The organism is uncultured Campylobacter sp., from assembly GCF_938017775.1.
GTDB lineage: Bacteria > Campylobacterota > Campylobacteria > Campylobacterales > Campylobacteraceae > Campylobacter_B.
In genome coordinates this window covers 20,647-37,138 of record NZ_CALIIU010000022.1, presented here as the reverse complement: position 1 = coordinate 37,138, position 16,492 = coordinate 20,647, and the positions used below count along the sequence as shown (strand labels likewise).

The window sequence follows — 16,492 nt, the reverse complement described above, 5'->3', positions numbered from 1 at the left end:
TTTGTCCTTTGAATTAAAACATTTTATAAAGATCATCTAACAAGAAATATTTTTTCTCAGCCTTGCCCTTGTAAAAAGGATCGATGCTGTCGTTAAAAATTTTCTTGAAAAAGCCATTTTTGCTGAGCTTGACAAGCCCGTCGTTTAAGGCGTTTAGCAAGTCATCGTTGCCTTTTTGCACCGCGATAGCTAAAAAGTCCGACGTGCCTAAATTCTTGATATTTACCTCTACCTTGCGATCTACGACCGAATAGCCCAAAACTACCATATTATCGTCCGCATAGCCGCTGCCGCGACCGGATTTTAGCGCGCGGAAGCATTCGCTAGAACTAGCGCATGAGATAACTTTAAAGCCTTCCTTATTAAAATAATCAAAAGCCGTAGTGCCCGGTTCAGCTAAAATTTCTTTATCCTGTAGGTCGCTTATTGTCTTGATATTGTCATCGCTACGGGTTAGTACGCCGATATTTACGCTAAAGTAAGGGTTTGAAAAATCCACTAGTTTCTCGCGCTCTTTCGTAACCGTAATCGCCGCGATATCCAAATCGACCTTGTTATCTTGCACGGCTGTGATACGATCATTGCCTAGAGTTACGACATATTCGATTTTGCCGCCCTTATCGCCGAAAATTTCTTTCACGAGCTCTTCGATAAGCGAAATTTCAAAACCGCTATATCTTCCATCCTCGGAGACGCTAAGCGGCGGCAGTGAGCCGTCTATCCCAATGCGAATGAGTCCTTTTTCTTTGATCTGCGCTAAAGAGTTAGCAAATAACGAACACGAAGCGATTAGCAACGCAAATATAATCTTTTTCATAAAATTCCTTTAAATTTTACTAAAATTTTGCCAGCGAATAGAATTCCGTCCATCGCCACTTTAAATTAAAACAAGCTATAAAGATCGTCCAGCAAGAAATACTTTTTATCGACGGTGCCTTTATAAAAAGGCTCAATACTCTCATCAAAAATTTTTGTAAAAAACCCTTTTTTACTTAGCTCAATTAGTCCCGCATTTACCGCGTTAAGCAGCTCAGTATTGCCTTTTTGCACCGCGATGGCCAGGAAGTCCGTCGAGCCTAAATTTTTGATATTTACTTCGACTTTGCGGTCGACTACAGCGTAAGCGAACACAAGCAGATTATCATCTGCGTATCCGTCACCCTTACCCGATTTTAGGTCATTGAAGCATTCATTCGCGCTCGCACACGGTACTACGTTATAGCCCTGTTTCGTAAAGTAATCAAACACAGTAGTGCCGGGCTGCGCCAATATAGTCTTTCCGTTTAGATCGGAGACCTTTCTGATATTATCGTCGCTACGAGTTAGCACGCCGATATTTACGCTAAAGTATGGATCGGAGAAATCTACCAGCTTCTCACGCTCTTTCGTAACCGAGATAAGCGCGATATCTAAATCGACTCTGTTATCCTGCACCGCTTTTATGCGATCATCGCCTACCGTTACGACATATTCTATCTTGCCGCCTTTATCGCCGAAAATTTCTTTAACAAGCCCTTCTATTAAGAGTATCTCAAAGCCGCTATATTCGCCAACTTTAGCGACGCTAAACGGCGGAGACGAGCCATCTATACCGATGCGAATAACCCCTTTTTCTTTGATTTGAGTCAAAGTGTTGCTAAAAAGCGAACACGCAGCCAGCATCAATGCTAGGATTATCTTTTTCATAGCGCCCCCCCCCTTTAAAAATTACAGCAAGCTATAAAGATCGTCTAGCAAGAAATACTTTTTCTCTGCAGTTCCTTTGTAGTAAGGCTCGATAAAATTATCGAACGAATTTTTGAAAAAGCCCTCTTTGCTTAGCTTGATTAGCTCGCCGTTTAGAAAATCCAAAAGCTCCGAATTGCCCTTTTTCACGCCGATGGCTAAGAAATCCGAAGTGCCTAAATTTTTGATATTTACTTCAACCTTTTTATCTAATACCGGATAAGCCAGCACGACTAAGTTATCATCGGCATACCCGTCGCCCTGTCCGGCTTTTAGCGCCTTATAGCAGGCGTTTGCGTTATCGCATCTAGCGATATTATAGCCTTGCTTTTCAAAGTATGTTTCTGCAGTACCGCCGCTAAGAACTAAAATAGTTTTATCTTGTAAATCGTTTAGGGATTTAATCTTATCTTCGATGCGGGTCAAAATGCCTATATTGACACTAAAATACGGGGTCGTAAAATCGATCTGCTTCTCGCGCTCCGGAGTTACGGTAAAAGTTGCGATAACTGCGTCCACCTTATCTTCTTGTAGGAATTTTATACGCTGATTTGCAAGCACGGAGGTAAACTCCACCTTTCCGCCCGATGGAAGCATATCTTTAGCGATGGCATTTGCCATATCGACCTCAAAGCCCTGATGCACGCCGTCTTCTATCTTGCTAAACGGCGGCTGTGCGTCATAAACGCCTATTCTAAGCACTCCGCTACTTTTGATCTCGGAGAGCGATCTTGCGCAAAGCGCGCTACTGGCCAAAGCTGCGACGAGCAGACTTAAGAGAAATTTCTTCATCTTTTTTCCTTTCTCATAAATAATTTCAAAACCATTGCCACGGCTACGGGAAACCTCAAAATCCCGCGCGAATGGCAAGCAGACATTAAATTCGCCCGCAGGCGAAAAGCAATTTTAGCTTTTTATATCTTTAATGATTATTAAATAGTAAGTAAAGTCGCCAAATAAATTCGCTTTTTCATTGTTTACTTCGATTTTGCGCGAGTTTTTTAGAATTCTCATCCGCGTCCTAGCAGTAAAATTTAAAATTTTTAAAATTTTAGAATTTTACAAAATTTTAAAGCTGCAGAATTGGGTGAGAAATTTTATGAGCGCTTTAAAACTCGCGATGAAATTTTAAAATTTTATGAGATTAAATCTTGCAGGTTGCATTTGGCAAAACAGCACAAAAAAGGAGTGGAATTTTAAAATTTCGCGCTTTAGCGCAGACATAGAAGAATTTAAAATTCTTAAATTTATACGCTCCGCCCAGCAAAACGGAATTTTAAAATTTTTAGCAAGCGTCGTATTTTAAAAGCAAGCAAAATTAAATCTTTGCCACGCTGCAGAATTTCGCGATAAAAGTCACGCCGCCAGCGCTAAATTTTGCGCCATAAATCATACTACAAACATCAGCTTGGCGCAAAGCACGATGATGAATCCGAATACAAAGGCGATTTTGTGGATATTTGCTCGCAAAAACTCAGACGCAGGCCTTCCCATCGCGCGGCAGCTTAAATTTATCGCTACGCACACGGCGACGATGAGCGCGAGCGTGACTTTTAGCATAAAGATTTTTTGAAGCGGCGTGCCGAAATACCCGCCATTAGCGCTTCCGACCCAGCGGCTCATCATCATTCCGCCGGTAATTATCAATGTAAAAAGGCAAACCGGCATGATCTTAATCGCGCGCGAGCCGATCGCCTTTTTAATGCGCTCAAAATCCGCGCCCAGCGCGCCTTTAAGCCGCATAAAAATCACGACGTCGAAAAATATGTAGCCCAAAAAGATAATGGCACAGATAAGATGGACGATCTGCACGTAAGGATAAATTTGCTCCACCACCGCTCCTTGCTATGAAATTTCGCCCATTTTATGCGAAATTTTAAATTTTAGCAATGATTTTTATCAACGCGCCGCGAGCGGTTAAATTTAAGCCGATCGTGCGAGCGACGCAAATAAATTTTGGCAAAATCGCGCAGGCAAATTTAAAAGTAAAGTCGCGCGGCTAAATTTAAAAATGAACGCGCTCGTAAATTTATAAATTTACAGGCATCACCGCGCGGCTAAATTTTATAAAATTTCAAAGCATCATCGAAAAGATTATGCCGAATATGATCAGCGGGATATTAAAGAAAATAAAGGTCGGCACGCAGGTATCCCAGATGTGGCTATGCCCGCCGTCGATATTCAGCCCCACGGTAGGTCCAAGCGTGCTATCGCTCGCAGGCGAGCCCGCATCGCCGATACCCGCGGCCACGCCGATGATAAAGATCGTCGCCGCCGTACTAAAGCCCAGTTGCGCGGCTAGCGGGCAGTATATCGTAGCGATGATAGGGATCGTGCCGAAGCTCGAGCCTATGCCCATCGTCACTAGCAGTCCGATACCGATCATCAACAGCGCACCGCCGAGCTTGCCGCCGCTTAAAGTGCTCGCTACGTGCACCAGCTCATTCACGCCGCCGGTTTCTTTTAAGATAGTGCCGTATCCTGCAGCGATCAGCATCAAAAACGCGATGTAGCCCATCATATGCACGCCTTCGTCAAATACGCTATCCAGCTTCTTCCACTCGATGCCTTTGCTCGCAAGCATTACCAAAATTCCGCTAAGCGCGGCAAACGGAAGGGATTTGATCCAAATTTGCACCGCGAAGCACACCGCGATGCCCGCTAGCGCACCCCATTCGCGCATACCCATCTTAAGCTCGCTAAAATGAGCATCCAGGCTCTGTTTGGTTTCGGCATACTCCCTCGGCTTGCGGTAGTAGATCACGGCTAGGATGAGACCCACGAGCATCGGCACGGCGCTTAGCCACATCACGCTTGATATGTCGCCAAGGCTTACCGCGATGCCGTTTGCGTTCATATTTTTTTCGATTAGCCCCATAAAGATAAGTCCGAATCCCAGCGGCAGCGCCATATACGGCGTCTGCAAGCCGAACGTCAGCGCGCACGCTACGGCGCGGCGGTCGATCTTTAGCGAGTTCATGATCTTGACTAACGGCGGGATCAAAATCGGGATAAAGGCGATATGCACGGGGATTAAATTTTGTGAAAAGCACGCAAAGAAGGCGATCGAAAAGATAAAGATATATTTTTTGTCGCTGATTAAATTTGCCACCGCGCGCACCAAGATCGCCGTTAAGTTGGTCTTTGAGATCGCGCTTGCGATGACGCCTAGCAGCAGATACGAAAGTGCGGTTTCTAAATTTCCGCCCATGCCGAGGCTCCCGGCGTTTTCGGGGTTGCCGTTTATGAATAAATTTATGGCATCGCCCAGCGGGATCTTGCTTGAGAGCACGGCGCAGATCGTGCCGATTAGGATCGCAAGCATTACGTTGCACCTCAGCAAGCATAGCGCGCACATCACACAGATACTGATAAATACGGGATTGGTAAGCATCTTTTGCCTTTTTTGGAATTTTTGCAATTATATAGAATTTAGGGCTAAATTTTGCTAAAATCGCGCAAAAAATCGGCTAGGACAGCGATGAAATATTTTTACTCCTCTTTTGTAGTAAGCCTAATTGCGCTTGCTATCGCGTTTTATATCGGCGGCGCTGGTGCCGCTTATATCTGCGCGCTTTTATGCGCGCTGGAAATCAGCCTTAGCTTCGACAACGCCGTAGTCAATGCCAAGGTGCTAAAAGATATGGCGCCGGTGTGGCAGAGCAGATTTATCCTCTGGGGCATTCCGATCGCGGTTTTCGGGATGAGATTTTTATTTCCCGTGCTAATCGTCGCCGCAAGCGCGCATCTAGGACTTTGGCAAACCCTCATGCTGGCACTTAAGCAACCGCAGCGCTACCATGAAATTTTAAGCGAGAACGAAGCGCAAATTTACGTTTTCGGCGGTGCTTTTTTACTGATGGTCTTTTGCGATTTTTTCTTCGATGCGCAGCGCGAGCTACATTGGCTAGGCATAATCGAAAATAACGCTGTAGTGCGATTTTTAAAGCGCATTCCAAACGCGCCCACGCTGATCGCTCTAGCCGCGGGGCTCGTGCTGCTTGCTAAAACGGGTTCAGCGACGCTCGGCGCGGCGTATTTCGGCGCGATCCTGCTCTATCTGCTCATCTCCTGCTTCGACCGCCTTTTCGGCACGGACGGCGTAAAAAACGGCCTTGCGGGCTTTTTGTATTTAGAAACCTTGGACGCGAGCTTTAGCTTCGACGGCGTGATCGGGGCGTTTGCGCTAAGCGATAATATCTTCATCATCATGCTAGGTCTCGGCGCCGGCGCGATGTTCGTGCGCTCCATCACTCTGTATCTCATCGCCCGCGGCACGCTGTCGCACTTTGCCTATCTGGAGCACGGCGCGCACTACGCTATCGCGTGTTTGGCGTTTATAATGTTTGCCAAGCTGAAATTTGAAGTAAGCGAGATCATAACGGGCACCGTGGGGATCTTATTCATCGCGCTATCGCTCCTTTCGTCGGTGCTTTACAACCGCCGAAACAAACGCAAACTAATCGAAACGATCGCCGGAAACAACGAGTAAAATTCTATGATAACAAAACGAAACCAAAATATGGGGTTTAACAAAATCTATTTAAATATCCAAGTTATATGGAGAATTTTATTAATCCAATTCCGATAAATACGCTTCATAAATTTTAGCTATTTCTTTACCCGTTTGTCTTATTTCTTCATCGCTTTTAAGCCCGTGACGACCACCTAAAAAGTAAATTATCACAACCAGCGCTCCGTAGCTATTTTTAAAATAGAAAAATTTCTTGTAATCCTTGAAATTTCTTTCTTGTAGCTGCGTATTTTGATCGCCGAACGCTACAATAAAGTCATCTTTATAACTTATGCCCGTACAAATAATTATCTTTGGTCTATATTCTTTTGCCCATGAGTTAAATATCGGAAATCTGTTTAATCTAATCCATTTAATATATTCGTCTTTATCTTTAAAACCCGTTTCTTTGCTAATAGCTTCAGTCCATCTGCTGTGATTAGTATCTTTAAAGGATAAAGGATATAAATTCATCTTAAAGTATCCTTTGCCGCCTCGCGAAAACGGTTTAAAAGTTTCATTAAATTTGACATGATTTTCTTCACCGTTTATTGCCGCCAAAAGTTTTATAGCTTTTATATTAAACTGGTATTTTAAATTTTCCTTACAATCCTCGTATATGGCAGGAATTTTTAAATCATTATTTTTAAAAATATTTTGTAGTTCTTCTTCTTTAAAACCACCTCCCCACTCTAATCCGCAAAGCCAAATACTAGGGTTTTTCGGCGAGCCTATATCACCGCCGTCACAACTGCCGAAATTCAAAGCCCATCTTTTAAAGTCATCATTTATCATTTGCTTTCCTTATTATGATTTTTTATTCGATTATTTTATAACGCTATTGCTTAAAGCCGAATAAGGGCGATTCGGTTAAAATTCTACTCAAAGCTAGCATAAAATTTAATCACCTAACGATAGCGCCGCGCGGAACCGAGACCTTTGTCGTGCAATCTTTTTAACTCCCGCTTATTTGGTAGTAAAATTCCACTTACGGGTTCACCGCTCTCGTTTGCGCCGCCAAAAATCCTTGCTTAAACACAGCTCGTCAATGATACCCAGAAGCTGCAAAATTTCATCCATTAAGCGGGTTTAAGATTTTTTATGCTATTTTTGCGACCTTATTTCGATCAAAAGGCGAGAGATGATAAATTTACCGAAAAATTGCGTGGTTTTTACCTATCCGAAAATGGGCGGCAGCGGCAAATTTTTGCCCGCAGAGTTGCGCGACGTGGCGGGGCTTACGGGCTGCACGCTTCAGTGCAAGGCCTACGAGAGCGCGCTTGCGCAGATAAAAGCCCTAGGCTTCGAGCTTATCGCCGTAGGCAGCATGGGTGAGGCGGGCACGAGCGAGTTTAAGCGCGCTACGGGCGCCTCGTTTGAGTTCATAAACGACGAAAAATTCGAGCTTGAAGCGCCGCTTCGGCTCGAAACCTTCACTACCGGCGACGGGAAGAAATTTTACCACCGCCAAACCCTAATTTTTAGAGACGGCAAGGAGATAAAGCGCTTTAGCCGAATCGCTGAACCAGAACAGGACGCGCAAAACGTACTTGCGGCGCTAAAGAGCCTGTGATCGATCGCTTTGGCGGCGTGCTTTAAATTTCGCACTTCAAACACGCTGCGACACAAAGCTAAAATTTAGAGCAGAGGCGCATTTTTATTAAATTCAGCATTTTTAATTAAAATGGCACTAAATTTAACGGAGGCGGGTATGAAAAAATTTCTATTTTTGGCGCTATTTTGCGCCCTTGCGGCAAACTGTGGCGAGAGCGCGCGGGCGGATAAAATTTCTGCGGCGAGCAAAACAACGAGTATCGGCGAGACTGCTACGCAAAACGCGCACTTTATAAAGAGCGGCGAAGCAAGCGCCGGCTCGCAAAGCAGCGCCGATGCGGTCATCCAAACGGACGGAATTTCGCGGGCGGATCTGCAAAGCTGCATCGTAAAAAGCGACGAAGGCTCCTGCGATCGCGTCGCGCGCGGTCTGAAAAGCGGCTGCGAACGAAAAGATCAGCTATCGTGCTTTTTCTACGCAGATGCGCTAGGGCGCGGCTTGGGCGTGGAGAAGGACGTCGTGGCGTCGTTTGAGCTTTTTCGCGAGCAGTGCGATGCCGGCAGTAGCGAAGCTTGCTACGAGCTGTCGGTCAAATATCTCCAAGGAATCGGCACTCCTCAAAGTTTTGAGCTCTCGGGGCAAGCGCTAGATAAGGCATGCAAAATGCACAACAAGCGCGCCTGCGCGGTGCTCGATCTGCTGCCGAAAAATTAGCGCGACAGAGGCGATAAAATTCCAAGCTTCGATCGCAAATAAGGCGCGTGAACCTTTTAAATTTTAGCGGGCGACGGATGCGGTGCAATGAAGCAGTAAATCGGGGCGAGCGGCAGATAAACGAAAAAAGGAGCAGAGATGAAGGCTTTAAAGCTTGCGCTGGCGGCGGCGCTGGCGCTTAGTTTGGCAAACACGGACGGCGAAGCCAAAGAGTTTAAATTTAGCGGCGCAAAAACTAGCGCGCTTTTAGCAAAATGCAGCAAAAAGGACGCCGCCGCATGCTACGAAGCGGCGATGAGATACGAGCTGGGCGGTCGCGGCGTCGTGCGAAACCGCCTAAAAGCGCAGGGCTTTTTCGCAGGCGCGTGCGAGCTCGCAACCCTCGCTGAGCGGAAGCAGGGAGGCAAAACGGACGGCGCGGGCGGGCGCGCGATGAGCGATCTGCGCGAGCGAGCCTGCCTAGGCAATGCCGCGGCGCTGGAGAGCTTCGCGAGCGGGCAGTGCCGCAGCCTCGTGATATACGACGAGCTTTGCGAGGGCGGCTCGCAGGAGGCGTGCGACAATCTGGCGCGGATGAAGCGCGAAGGCTGGGCGCCCAAGGAGAGCTGCAGCGAGGAGATAGTCGCTAAATTCGGCGACGGCAAGCCGCAGAGATAAAATTCCGCTCTATTTCACGGCGATAGAGTTTAAAATTCCGCGAGTATAAAATTTGCCGAAATTTTATAGAGCTCGACCGAAAATGGTAACAAGGCGGGCTAAATTTGAATTCTAAAACGCTTTTAAATTCATGTATTAAGCGGCGTCAATTTTTGGGCTCAGAGAGATTAGAATTTACGCGGCAAGGCTCTTTGAATTAAAAATCTCGTGTAACGGCTGGGGCTACAACTTTAAAATTAAAAATCCCGTGTAACAGCTGGAGTTACAATTTTAAGAACTAGAATTTAAACAAATCTGCAATTTAGTAGTGACGATGATATAATTTTTTAGAATTTCGCAAGCGTAAAATTTATCAAAATTTTACGTATCTACGTCGAGCCGCCCTCCCAAAAAAAGCGCGAAATTGGAATTTTAAACTGCCGTCTTGTGCGAGGAGGCGATAATTTTAAGCAGCTAGAATTTCAATTAATGCGGATTAAAATTCAAGCGTAACGGGCAAATGCGTGCATCGCAAGCGATGTAATTTCAAATATGAGTTCAAGGCTTGTGTTAGGCGCGGAATTTAAACGTCACGAGCGATAAATTTCAAAACATCCATTTTAAAATTGCGAGGCGGGGATTTAAATTTGAGTGCGGCGAGCGATTAAATTGCAAAAGGAAGCTTAAATTTAAATATCGCGGCCACAAATTATGCGTAAATTTTGCGCCTAAATTCCGCAAAATTCGGCGCGCGATAAGTTGTTTGCAGTATCGCAGCGAGACCATCAGACTAAGCTCTAATCACGCTTAAAACCCTATTTACGGGGTGCTCGCGCAAGTGGGTATTGCAAACCGCCGAAGCAAAAAGTCTGATCGGAAGCGTTTGCGGCGTATCCCAACCGATCGCGCCTCATATTTTGCTCTATGGCCTAGCTCGTGCACGAAATTTTAGATTTTGAAATTTAGCGCAAAAATATTATAATTTCGCCCAAATCACGGCTAGGACGGAAAATGAACTCACGCGTGCAAAACGAATATCTAAAATCAAAAGTTATGAGCGCCGAGAAAGCCTGCGAGCTGATCCCAAACGGCGCATCGGTGGGCTTTAGCGGCTTTGTTGGGGCGGGCTGCGCGCTAGCGCTACCACAAGCTCTGGCACAACGAGTGACAGCGCTGCACGAAAAAGGCGAGCCCTATCAAATCGAAATTTTTACAGGCGCATCGACCGATCCGCTTTTAGACGGAGTTTTGGCAAAAGCAGGTGCCGTGAGCTTTCGCGTGCCGTTTTTTACGGATGCCGATATGCGCCGTGCGATAAATAGCGGCGCCGTGCGATACACGGACGTGCATCTATCAAGCCTTGCCGCGCAGCTTAAGGCGGGCTTTTTTCCGCATCTAAACTTTGCTGTGATCGAAGTAGTGGCGATTAAAGAAAGCGGCGAGCTCGTGCCGTCCACGTCGCTAGGCAATAATCAAGCCTGGCTCGATATCGCCGATCGCGTTATTTTAGAAGTGAATTACTATCAGCCGCTTGAGCTGGAGGGCATTCACGACGTTACGGATCTGCGCCTGCCGCCGCATGCTGAGGATCTGCCGATCAAGCACGTAGGCGATCGTGTAGGCAGCCCCTATATGCATGTAGATCCTGCCAAAGTAGTCGCTGTAATAGAGGCTAGGACGCATGATCGCGTCAATAATTTTACCGCCGTGGATGAAATTTCAAGTGCGATCGGCCGCAACGTCGTAAAATTCTTAAAAAACGAGGAGGCTTGTGGCAGACTTCCCGCAAAGAAGCTACTGCCGCTACAATCGGGCATCGGCAACGTCGCCAATGCCGTGCTTAGCTCACTACAAAATGCTGGCTATCAAGGGCTGCAATGCTACTCCGAGGTGATCCAAGACGGCATGCTAGATCTCATCAAAAGAGGCGTCGTAGGCACTGCAAGTGCCACGGCGCTATCGCTTAGCCCCGCAGGTGTCGAGGAATTTCAAAAAAACATCGATTTCTACCGCAAGCACATCATACTGCGTTCGCAAGATGTCTCCAACTCGCCAGCGCTCATCAGAAAGCTCGGCGTCGTATCGATGAATGGCATGCTAGAGGCGGACATCTACGGCAACGTAAACTCCACTAACGTCATGGGTTCGCAGATGAAAAACGGTATTGGCGGTAGCGGTGACTTCGCTCGCAACGGATATTTGTCGCTATTTTTGAGCCCATCGCTCGCTAAAGGCGGCGCAATCAGCGCTATCGTGCCATTCGTAAGCCACGTCGATCATACTGAGCACGACACCCAGGTCATCATCACCGAATACGGTATCGCCGATCTGCGCGGTAAATGCCCTCGTGAGCGGGCTCGCGCGATGATAAGTATCGCACATCCCACTTACCAAGACGCACTGAGAGATTATTTTGAGCGGGCATGTGCGCAGCCCTGTGCTGGGCATACTCCGCACATCCTAAGCGAGGCGCTGTCGTGGCATCAAAGATTTAAGGATACGGGGAGCATGAAGGCTTGGAGCGAATTTGCTTGAGCTAATGCGCTAAAGCCTAAAGCTTAAACCCATTTTTGCTGAAGCGGGAAGTTTGCACTTAAAATTCCGCCTGCATTTGAAAGCTCTATCGTTATTTAGAGCGAGGCGCACTAAAATTTTATTTTGTAAAGCTCGCGCGAAATGTTATAAAACGAATAGATCGAAATTTGCGCCGTAAAATTTTAAAATTTGCAGGCGGGTTTAAGGCGCGGAATTTAAAATTTTATCGCTACGGAATTTTAAAATTTAGCCTTAAATTTGCAGCTCGCGCATTTCAAATTTTAAAATTCTATGGCTTAAAATTTTAAAATTTTGAACTTCGCAAAATTTCGTCCATAGATCCGCCATTAAATTTTAAATTTAGCTCTCATTTCATTTGCCATGCGCAAGCTTTTACGGCAATCCTAGCTTATAAGGTGCGCCATAAGTTCGCAATAAATTTCGCGCAGTATTTGCCAAGATAAATTCCGTATTAAAGCAGCGGCTTGCTAAATCAGAATTTATCGCCTTACGAATGCGATCTTTGGGCTATAAATTTAAAAAGGCGGTCTATAAAGTCGCAGCGAGATGAGATTAGAATTTTATCCTCGAAGGCTCCATCGGCTTGCTGTAGAAGTAGCCCTGCATATATTTAATCCCCATCTCTTCTAAGATAATTGAAATTTCGTGGTTTTCTACGTATTCGGCGATGAGCTCGTAGCCCTGCTTGCACGCGAAGTTAGCGATGGTTTCGACGATAGCGCGCGAGTTTTTGTCGTTTGCGATGTTTTTGATGAGCGCTCCGTCGATCTTTATGTAATCCACGTCGAGAGTTAAAATTCTATAGTAGTTGGAGTATCCGCTGCCAAAATCGTCTATCGCGACCTTGCAGCCGTAATTTTTGGCTACGGCGATGAAGCTTCTAAGGCTCTCGTAATCGTCAAATTCCTCGCTTTCTAAAATTTCAATAAATAGATTTGAAGCATTTGGGCTGGATGCGAGCTTGCGCTCTAAAAGCTCCTTGATACCTTCGTTTGCGATGTCAAAATATGAAAGATTTATGCTAAAGCAAGTTCCCGCGAAGCGGTCTAGCAAGCGAAAAGCTTCGTTTATTACTACCTGAGTTAGCGGTATGTAGAGCGAGGTTTGCTTTGCGATATCGATAAACTCACCCGGGCAGCGCGTCTTGCCCGAGCGGTCGATTAGACGGATTAGAATTTCATATACTAACGGGACATAATCACCGCCCTCGGTGCCGTAGGTGTTACCACTAGGATCGCGGTGGGTGATATCAAATATGGGCTGGACAAGCACAAAGACTTGATTTTTCTTGATCGCGTTTTGAATAGTGTTGATCATAATCTGATTTTGCAGATATTTTTCCTCAATCGCATTTGGACGCGAGTAAAAGCCCACGTGCTCGTTTTTGCTCTGCGCCTCATACATCGCCATAACCGCCTGAAAGACCCTATTCGCGCCGCCCGCTACGTCGGCACGCTCGCTTACGCCCATCGTGATATTTAAAGGCGCGGAGGCAAAGCCCTCGGTCGTATGGAGATTAAAAACCTTGTCGGTGAAGTATTTATTTATGATCTCCACGTCGCGCGCGACATTTAGTCCCTCGTAAAATAGGCAAAACTCATCCGATTGGATGCGAAAGATACTGGCTTTGATCTCGTGCGATTCGATACACATCGCAAGCGTGCGCGCAAATGAGCGCAGAATTTCATTCGTCGTCTCCGCCTTGTAAAAAAGCCGTAAATTTGCAAAATTTACGATAGTTATGTAGATCGCTACGCCCGTTTTTTCGGCGTTTATTAGCTCGTATAGCGCTGCTTCGTTGCCCTGGCCCGTAAGATGATCGATATAGACTTGATTGTTTAAGCTCTCCTTCGCGTTCGCAAGAGCTAGCTTCATAATCTCGCGCTCGCCGATGTCATGAGCGTAAAGCGCATATAGCGGCGGCTTGGATGCAGCCGCGATATTTGCTAGCCTTAGGCCCACATCGGCTAGTTCGCCGTTTTTACGGAGCAGGCGCGTATCTTTGGCGCTTTTATTTACCATCGCAGGAAGTTCGGTCCCCTTATCTTTGGGCATCAAAACTCCAAGATCGCTTCCTTCCAGCTCGCTTTGTTCGTAGCCGCTTAAGCTAAGCGCGCTTTTATTAGCGTATAAAATTTTAAAGCTCTGATCTGCTAAAACTATCGCTTCGCCTGCTTGCTCGCATAGCGCGCGATAGGGCGCAAGGGCGCGTTTACTACGCAAAGCATCGGAATTTATGATGTAAGTAAGCAGTAAAAACGACAAAAACACCGCCGTGTAAAGCATCGTCATTTGCATAAACGAGCCGTAGAATTCCTCACTAGCGTAAGAAAATCGCTCGCGCAGGCTTGCGAAGCGCTCGTTGAGCAACGAGAGATTATCGCTTACGATGATATTTTGCCGCTCAAAATTCCTTAAAATTTGCCGCGCAATTCCTATAAACGCAGCTTCGTCGGGGCTTGACGCATCTGCGTTTTCTAGCGCACTTTTTAAAGCAGAGATCTCGGAGCGATTTTTATAATTAAGCCCTAAAATTTGAGAGTAGAGATTTGCTCTTTGCGCATTTGTGCCACTGGATAAAAATTTTTGCTGCAGACTTTGAAAAAGGATTAAATTCTGCGAATTTAAAGCCCCAAGCTCGTCCAAAAGTGAAATTTTATCGCTAAAAGCGCTTCCGATCGCGCGCACATCGCTGCTAAGTCCGATTTTATCGATGATTTTGTCTTTTTGCAGAGCTTGCAGCACCTGATAGATGCCGCGCATATCGGCATTTGCAATCGAAAAGTCCCTTCTTGCGATTTTTGCATCAAATAATATATTTAGGCGGTTATCGGCATTATCGATCAAAGCTAGCTCGCGCGAAATCGTGCTAAATCTCGCTACATCTCTTAGCGACGAGAAATAATTCCCGGCGATGATTATGCCTAATATCATAATCCCCACCATCAAAGTCCACATTATCTTATCTTTCATCCTGCGCCTCCGTCATCTCGCCCTTAAGTGTAGCCAAAAAGCTCATCAAAGCATCAAGCTCCCCATCGCTAAGATCGTATTTTAGCAGATCCTTTGCAATCTGCCGCACCGCAAGACGCAAATCCATCTGCCCGTTTACGTAAGGCGCGGTTTGCGTGATATTGCGCAAGCTAGGCACGCGGCGCAACTCAAATCCGTCGGAAGTGAACCTATGCCTAGGCACATCCTCCTCTTCTGAACTTGGACGAATTTTAGTAAAGCTGCCGGTGCCTAGGCTAACGCCGTTGTGACATGCCGAGCATAGCCGCACAAAAAGCACATATCCGTTATATTCGGCATCATTTAGCTTAACCTCGCCGCGCAAAAATCGGTCAAATTTGGAATTTATCGCCGTTTTGGACTTTAAAAATTCCTTCAACGCATCAATGAAGTTCGCCGTATTCGCCTCGCCGTAAGCACTTTCAAAAGCCTGCTTGTAGGCTAAATTCTTCCTGATAAGCTCTAAAATTCTATCTTCGCTCGCATCCAGTTCATTCTCGCTAAAAACCGATGCCGCGATCCGCGCTTCAAAGCCCGCGAAATTATAATCGCCCAAGTAGCGATCAAAATAATAAGAATTTATGAGCGTAGGCACGCGTCCATCGCGCACCGAAGCACCCGAATCGTTTAGATAGAAGTTGTGGCAACTTTCGCAGGAGCGGCCTTTGCTGCTAAATCTTACGTCAGTAAAAATTTTTGCGCCCAGCCGCGCCTTTTGCGGGTCGTATTTAGGCATCTCAAGCGGCGAGAAAAGATTGCCGCAAAGCCCCAAAAGCGGCGCCAGGCTAAATATAAAACAGCTTAAAACTCGCTTCGATCTCATCGCTTATCATCCCGCCTTTAGCCCGCTTTTTCAAAATCTCCTCGATCTCGCGCTCACTGGCCTTCGCGCCGTCCATATGTAGGTGCCATGCGGCGTTTTGCACAGCTTCTTGCAGGCTGCGTTTTTGCTCGCGCTTTTCAGTTAAAATTTCGCTTTTAAATTTGATGTCGCGCGTCTTTAGTAGCGCCTCGAACTTTTCGGCGGCGGTAGCAAGTCTTTTATGCCCCGTGCCAAAGCGCTCAAAAAGCGGCGCAAGCATCGATGAATTGCGCTCGCTCGCCCAGTTTAGATAAATTTTTCGCTCGCCTAAAGCCAAAAACGCCTCAAAATCCTCCGTGCTCTTCAGTGCAGGGCTCATCGTAAGAAACGCGATATCAAAAACTGCGGGAATTTTAAAATTTTCGCTCTCGTGGGTTTTGCTCGCAGCGTCTTTTAAATTTAAAGCCCGGACTTCTTGAGCTTGCACATTTGAAATTTCGCTCTGCGAGCGCGGATAAATTTTAAAATTTTCGCCCGCCGCATTTGCAAAACCATCGCGGCTCAGCCGCTCGCAAAACTCCGCAAAGCTTAAATTTAATACGTTTTGCAAGCTGATGCCAAACTCCCCCGCGCTGCGCCTTAGCTCGCGCAGCATCCCCTCCGAGCTATCGATCGCCGTGACCTTGGCGCCCAGCGACGCGAGATACAGCGAGTAAACCCCCGTACCGGCGCCCACGTCAAGCACGCTTTTACCCGCAAAGCTCACCCCCCAGCCGCGCAGTATCTCAAACACCCGCTTGCCGAAATCTCCTAACTCGCCGCTAAATTTAGCGTAACTTTCGGACTTTTTATCCCAGCTATTTTCATGTGTTTTTTCGCCGATTTTCTCCACCGCTTGCCTTTAAATTTTTTGTAATAATAGCAAAATTTGGCAATTTTTCCGAATTTGGGCTATAATAAATGCTTTCAAAATCTAGGC

14 protein-coding genes are annotated in these 16,492 nt (G+C 46.3%); 5 read left to right on the top strand and 9 right to left on the bottom strand.

From position 1 onward, the window contains the following. Positions 1-13: 13 nt before the first annotated feature. The 5 genes from Q0537_RS04035 to Q0537_RS04015 form a co-directional block, all read right to left on the bottom strand. Positions 14-817, bottom strand: coding sequence for a transporter substrate-binding domain-containing protein (locus Q0537_RS04035; protein WP_299225313.1), 804 nt, complete (start codon positions 815-817; stop codon positions 14-16). Between the two features lie 65 nt (positions 818-882). Beyond that, positions 883-1,686 carry a transporter substrate-binding domain-containing protein gene (locus Q0537_RS04030; protein WP_299225310.1) on the bottom strand — a complete coding sequence of 268 codons (804 nt, stop codon included), beginning with the start codon at positions 1,684-1,686 and terminating at the stop codon, positions 883-885. A 21-nt stretch (positions 1,687-1,707) separates the two neighbouring features. Next, positions 1,708-2,517, bottom strand: coding sequence for a transporter substrate-binding domain-containing protein (locus Q0537_RS04025; protein WP_297943219.1), 810 nt, complete (start codon positions 2,515-2,517; stop codon positions 1,708-1,710). A gap of 597 nt (positions 2,518-3,114) precedes the next feature. Further along, positions 3,115-3,558, bottom strand: a complete 444-nt coding sequence (locus Q0537_RS04020; protein WP_299225308.1) for a copper resistance protein CopD — start codon at positions 3,556-3,558, stop codon at positions 3,115-3,117. 241 nt (positions 3,559-3,799) lie between these two features. Then, positions 3,800-5,119, bottom strand: a complete 1,320-nt coding sequence (locus tag Q0537_RS04015) for a Na+/H+ antiporter NhaC family protein (protein ID WP_299225306.1) — start codon at positions 5,117-5,119, stop codon at positions 3,800-3,802. An 87-nt stretch (positions 5,120-5,206) separates the two neighbouring features. On the opposite strand from Q0537_RS04015, the gene Q0537_RS04010 reads away from it, so the two are divergent. Continuing rightward, positions 5,207-6,217 (top strand): DUF475 domain-containing protein, encoded by a 1,011-nt coding sequence (locus Q0537_RS04010; protein ID WP_299225305.1) that lies wholly within the window; start codon positions 5,207-5,209, stop codon positions 6,215-6,217. 81 nt (positions 6,218-6,298) lie between these two features. Here the strand turns inward: Q0537_RS04010 and Q0537_RS04005 are convergent, their stop codons facing one another. Next, complete coding sequence (locus Q0537_RS04005; protein ID WP_299225303.1) at positions 6,299-7,033, bottom strand: hypothetical protein; 735 nt, start codon at positions 7,031-7,033, stop codon at positions 6,299-6,301. A gap of 346 nt (positions 7,034-7,379) precedes the next feature. On the opposite strand from Q0537_RS04005, the gene Q0537_RS04000 reads away from it, so the two are divergent. From Q0537_RS04000 to Q0537_RS03985, 4 genes are all read left to right on the top strand, one after another. Beyond that, positions 7,380-7,811, top strand: coding sequence for a redoxin (locus tag Q0537_RS04000; RefSeq protein ID WP_299225301.1), 432 nt, complete (start codon positions 7,380-7,382; stop codon positions 7,809-7,811). Positions 7,812-7,949: 138 nt separating this feature from the next. Continuing rightward, entirely contained in the window at positions 7,950-8,507 is a 558-nt protein-coding gene (locus Q0537_RS03995; RefSeq protein WP_299225299.1) for a sel1 repeat family protein, read from the top strand. Positions 8,508-8,645: 138 nt separating this feature from the next. Beyond that, a complete protein-coding gene (locus Q0537_RS03990) occupies positions 8,646-9,164 on the top strand; it encodes a hypothetical protein (protein WP_299225297.1) in 519 nt (172 codons plus the stop codon). A gap of 990 nt (positions 9,165-10,154) precedes the next feature. Next, positions 10,155-11,678: a succinate CoA transferase gene (locus tag Q0537_RS03985; RefSeq protein WP_299225294.1), complete on the top strand. Its 1,524-nt coding sequence runs from the start codon at positions 10,155-10,157 to the stop codon at positions 11,676-11,678. Positions 11,679-12,251: 573 nt separating this feature from the next. Here the strand turns inward: Q0537_RS03985 and Q0537_RS03980 are convergent. The 3 genes from Q0537_RS03980 to Q0537_RS03970 are packed head-to-tail and all read right to left on the bottom strand — an operon-like array spanning position 12,252 to position 16,405. Beyond that, complete coding sequence (locus Q0537_RS03980; protein ID WP_299225292.1) at positions 12,252-14,672, bottom strand: GGDEF domain-containing phosphodiesterase; 2,421 nt, start codon at positions 14,670-14,672, stop codon at positions 12,252-12,254. Beyond that, positions 14,662-15,534 carry a cytochrome c peroxidase gene (locus Q0537_RS03975; protein ID WP_299225290.1) on the bottom strand — a complete coding sequence of 291 codons (873 nt, stop codon included), beginning with the start codon at positions 15,532-15,534 and terminating at the stop codon, positions 14,662-14,664. Before Q0537_RS03975 ends, Q0537_RS03980 begins: the two co-directional genes overlap by 11 nt. Further along, entirely contained in the window at positions 15,497-16,405 is a 909-nt protein-coding gene (locus Q0537_RS03970) for a class I SAM-dependent methyltransferase (protein ID WP_299225288.1), read from the bottom strand. The genes Q0537_RS03975 and Q0537_RS03970 overlap by 38 nt, the downstream gene beginning before the upstream one ends. Positions 16,406-16,492 lie beyond the last annotated feature (87 nt).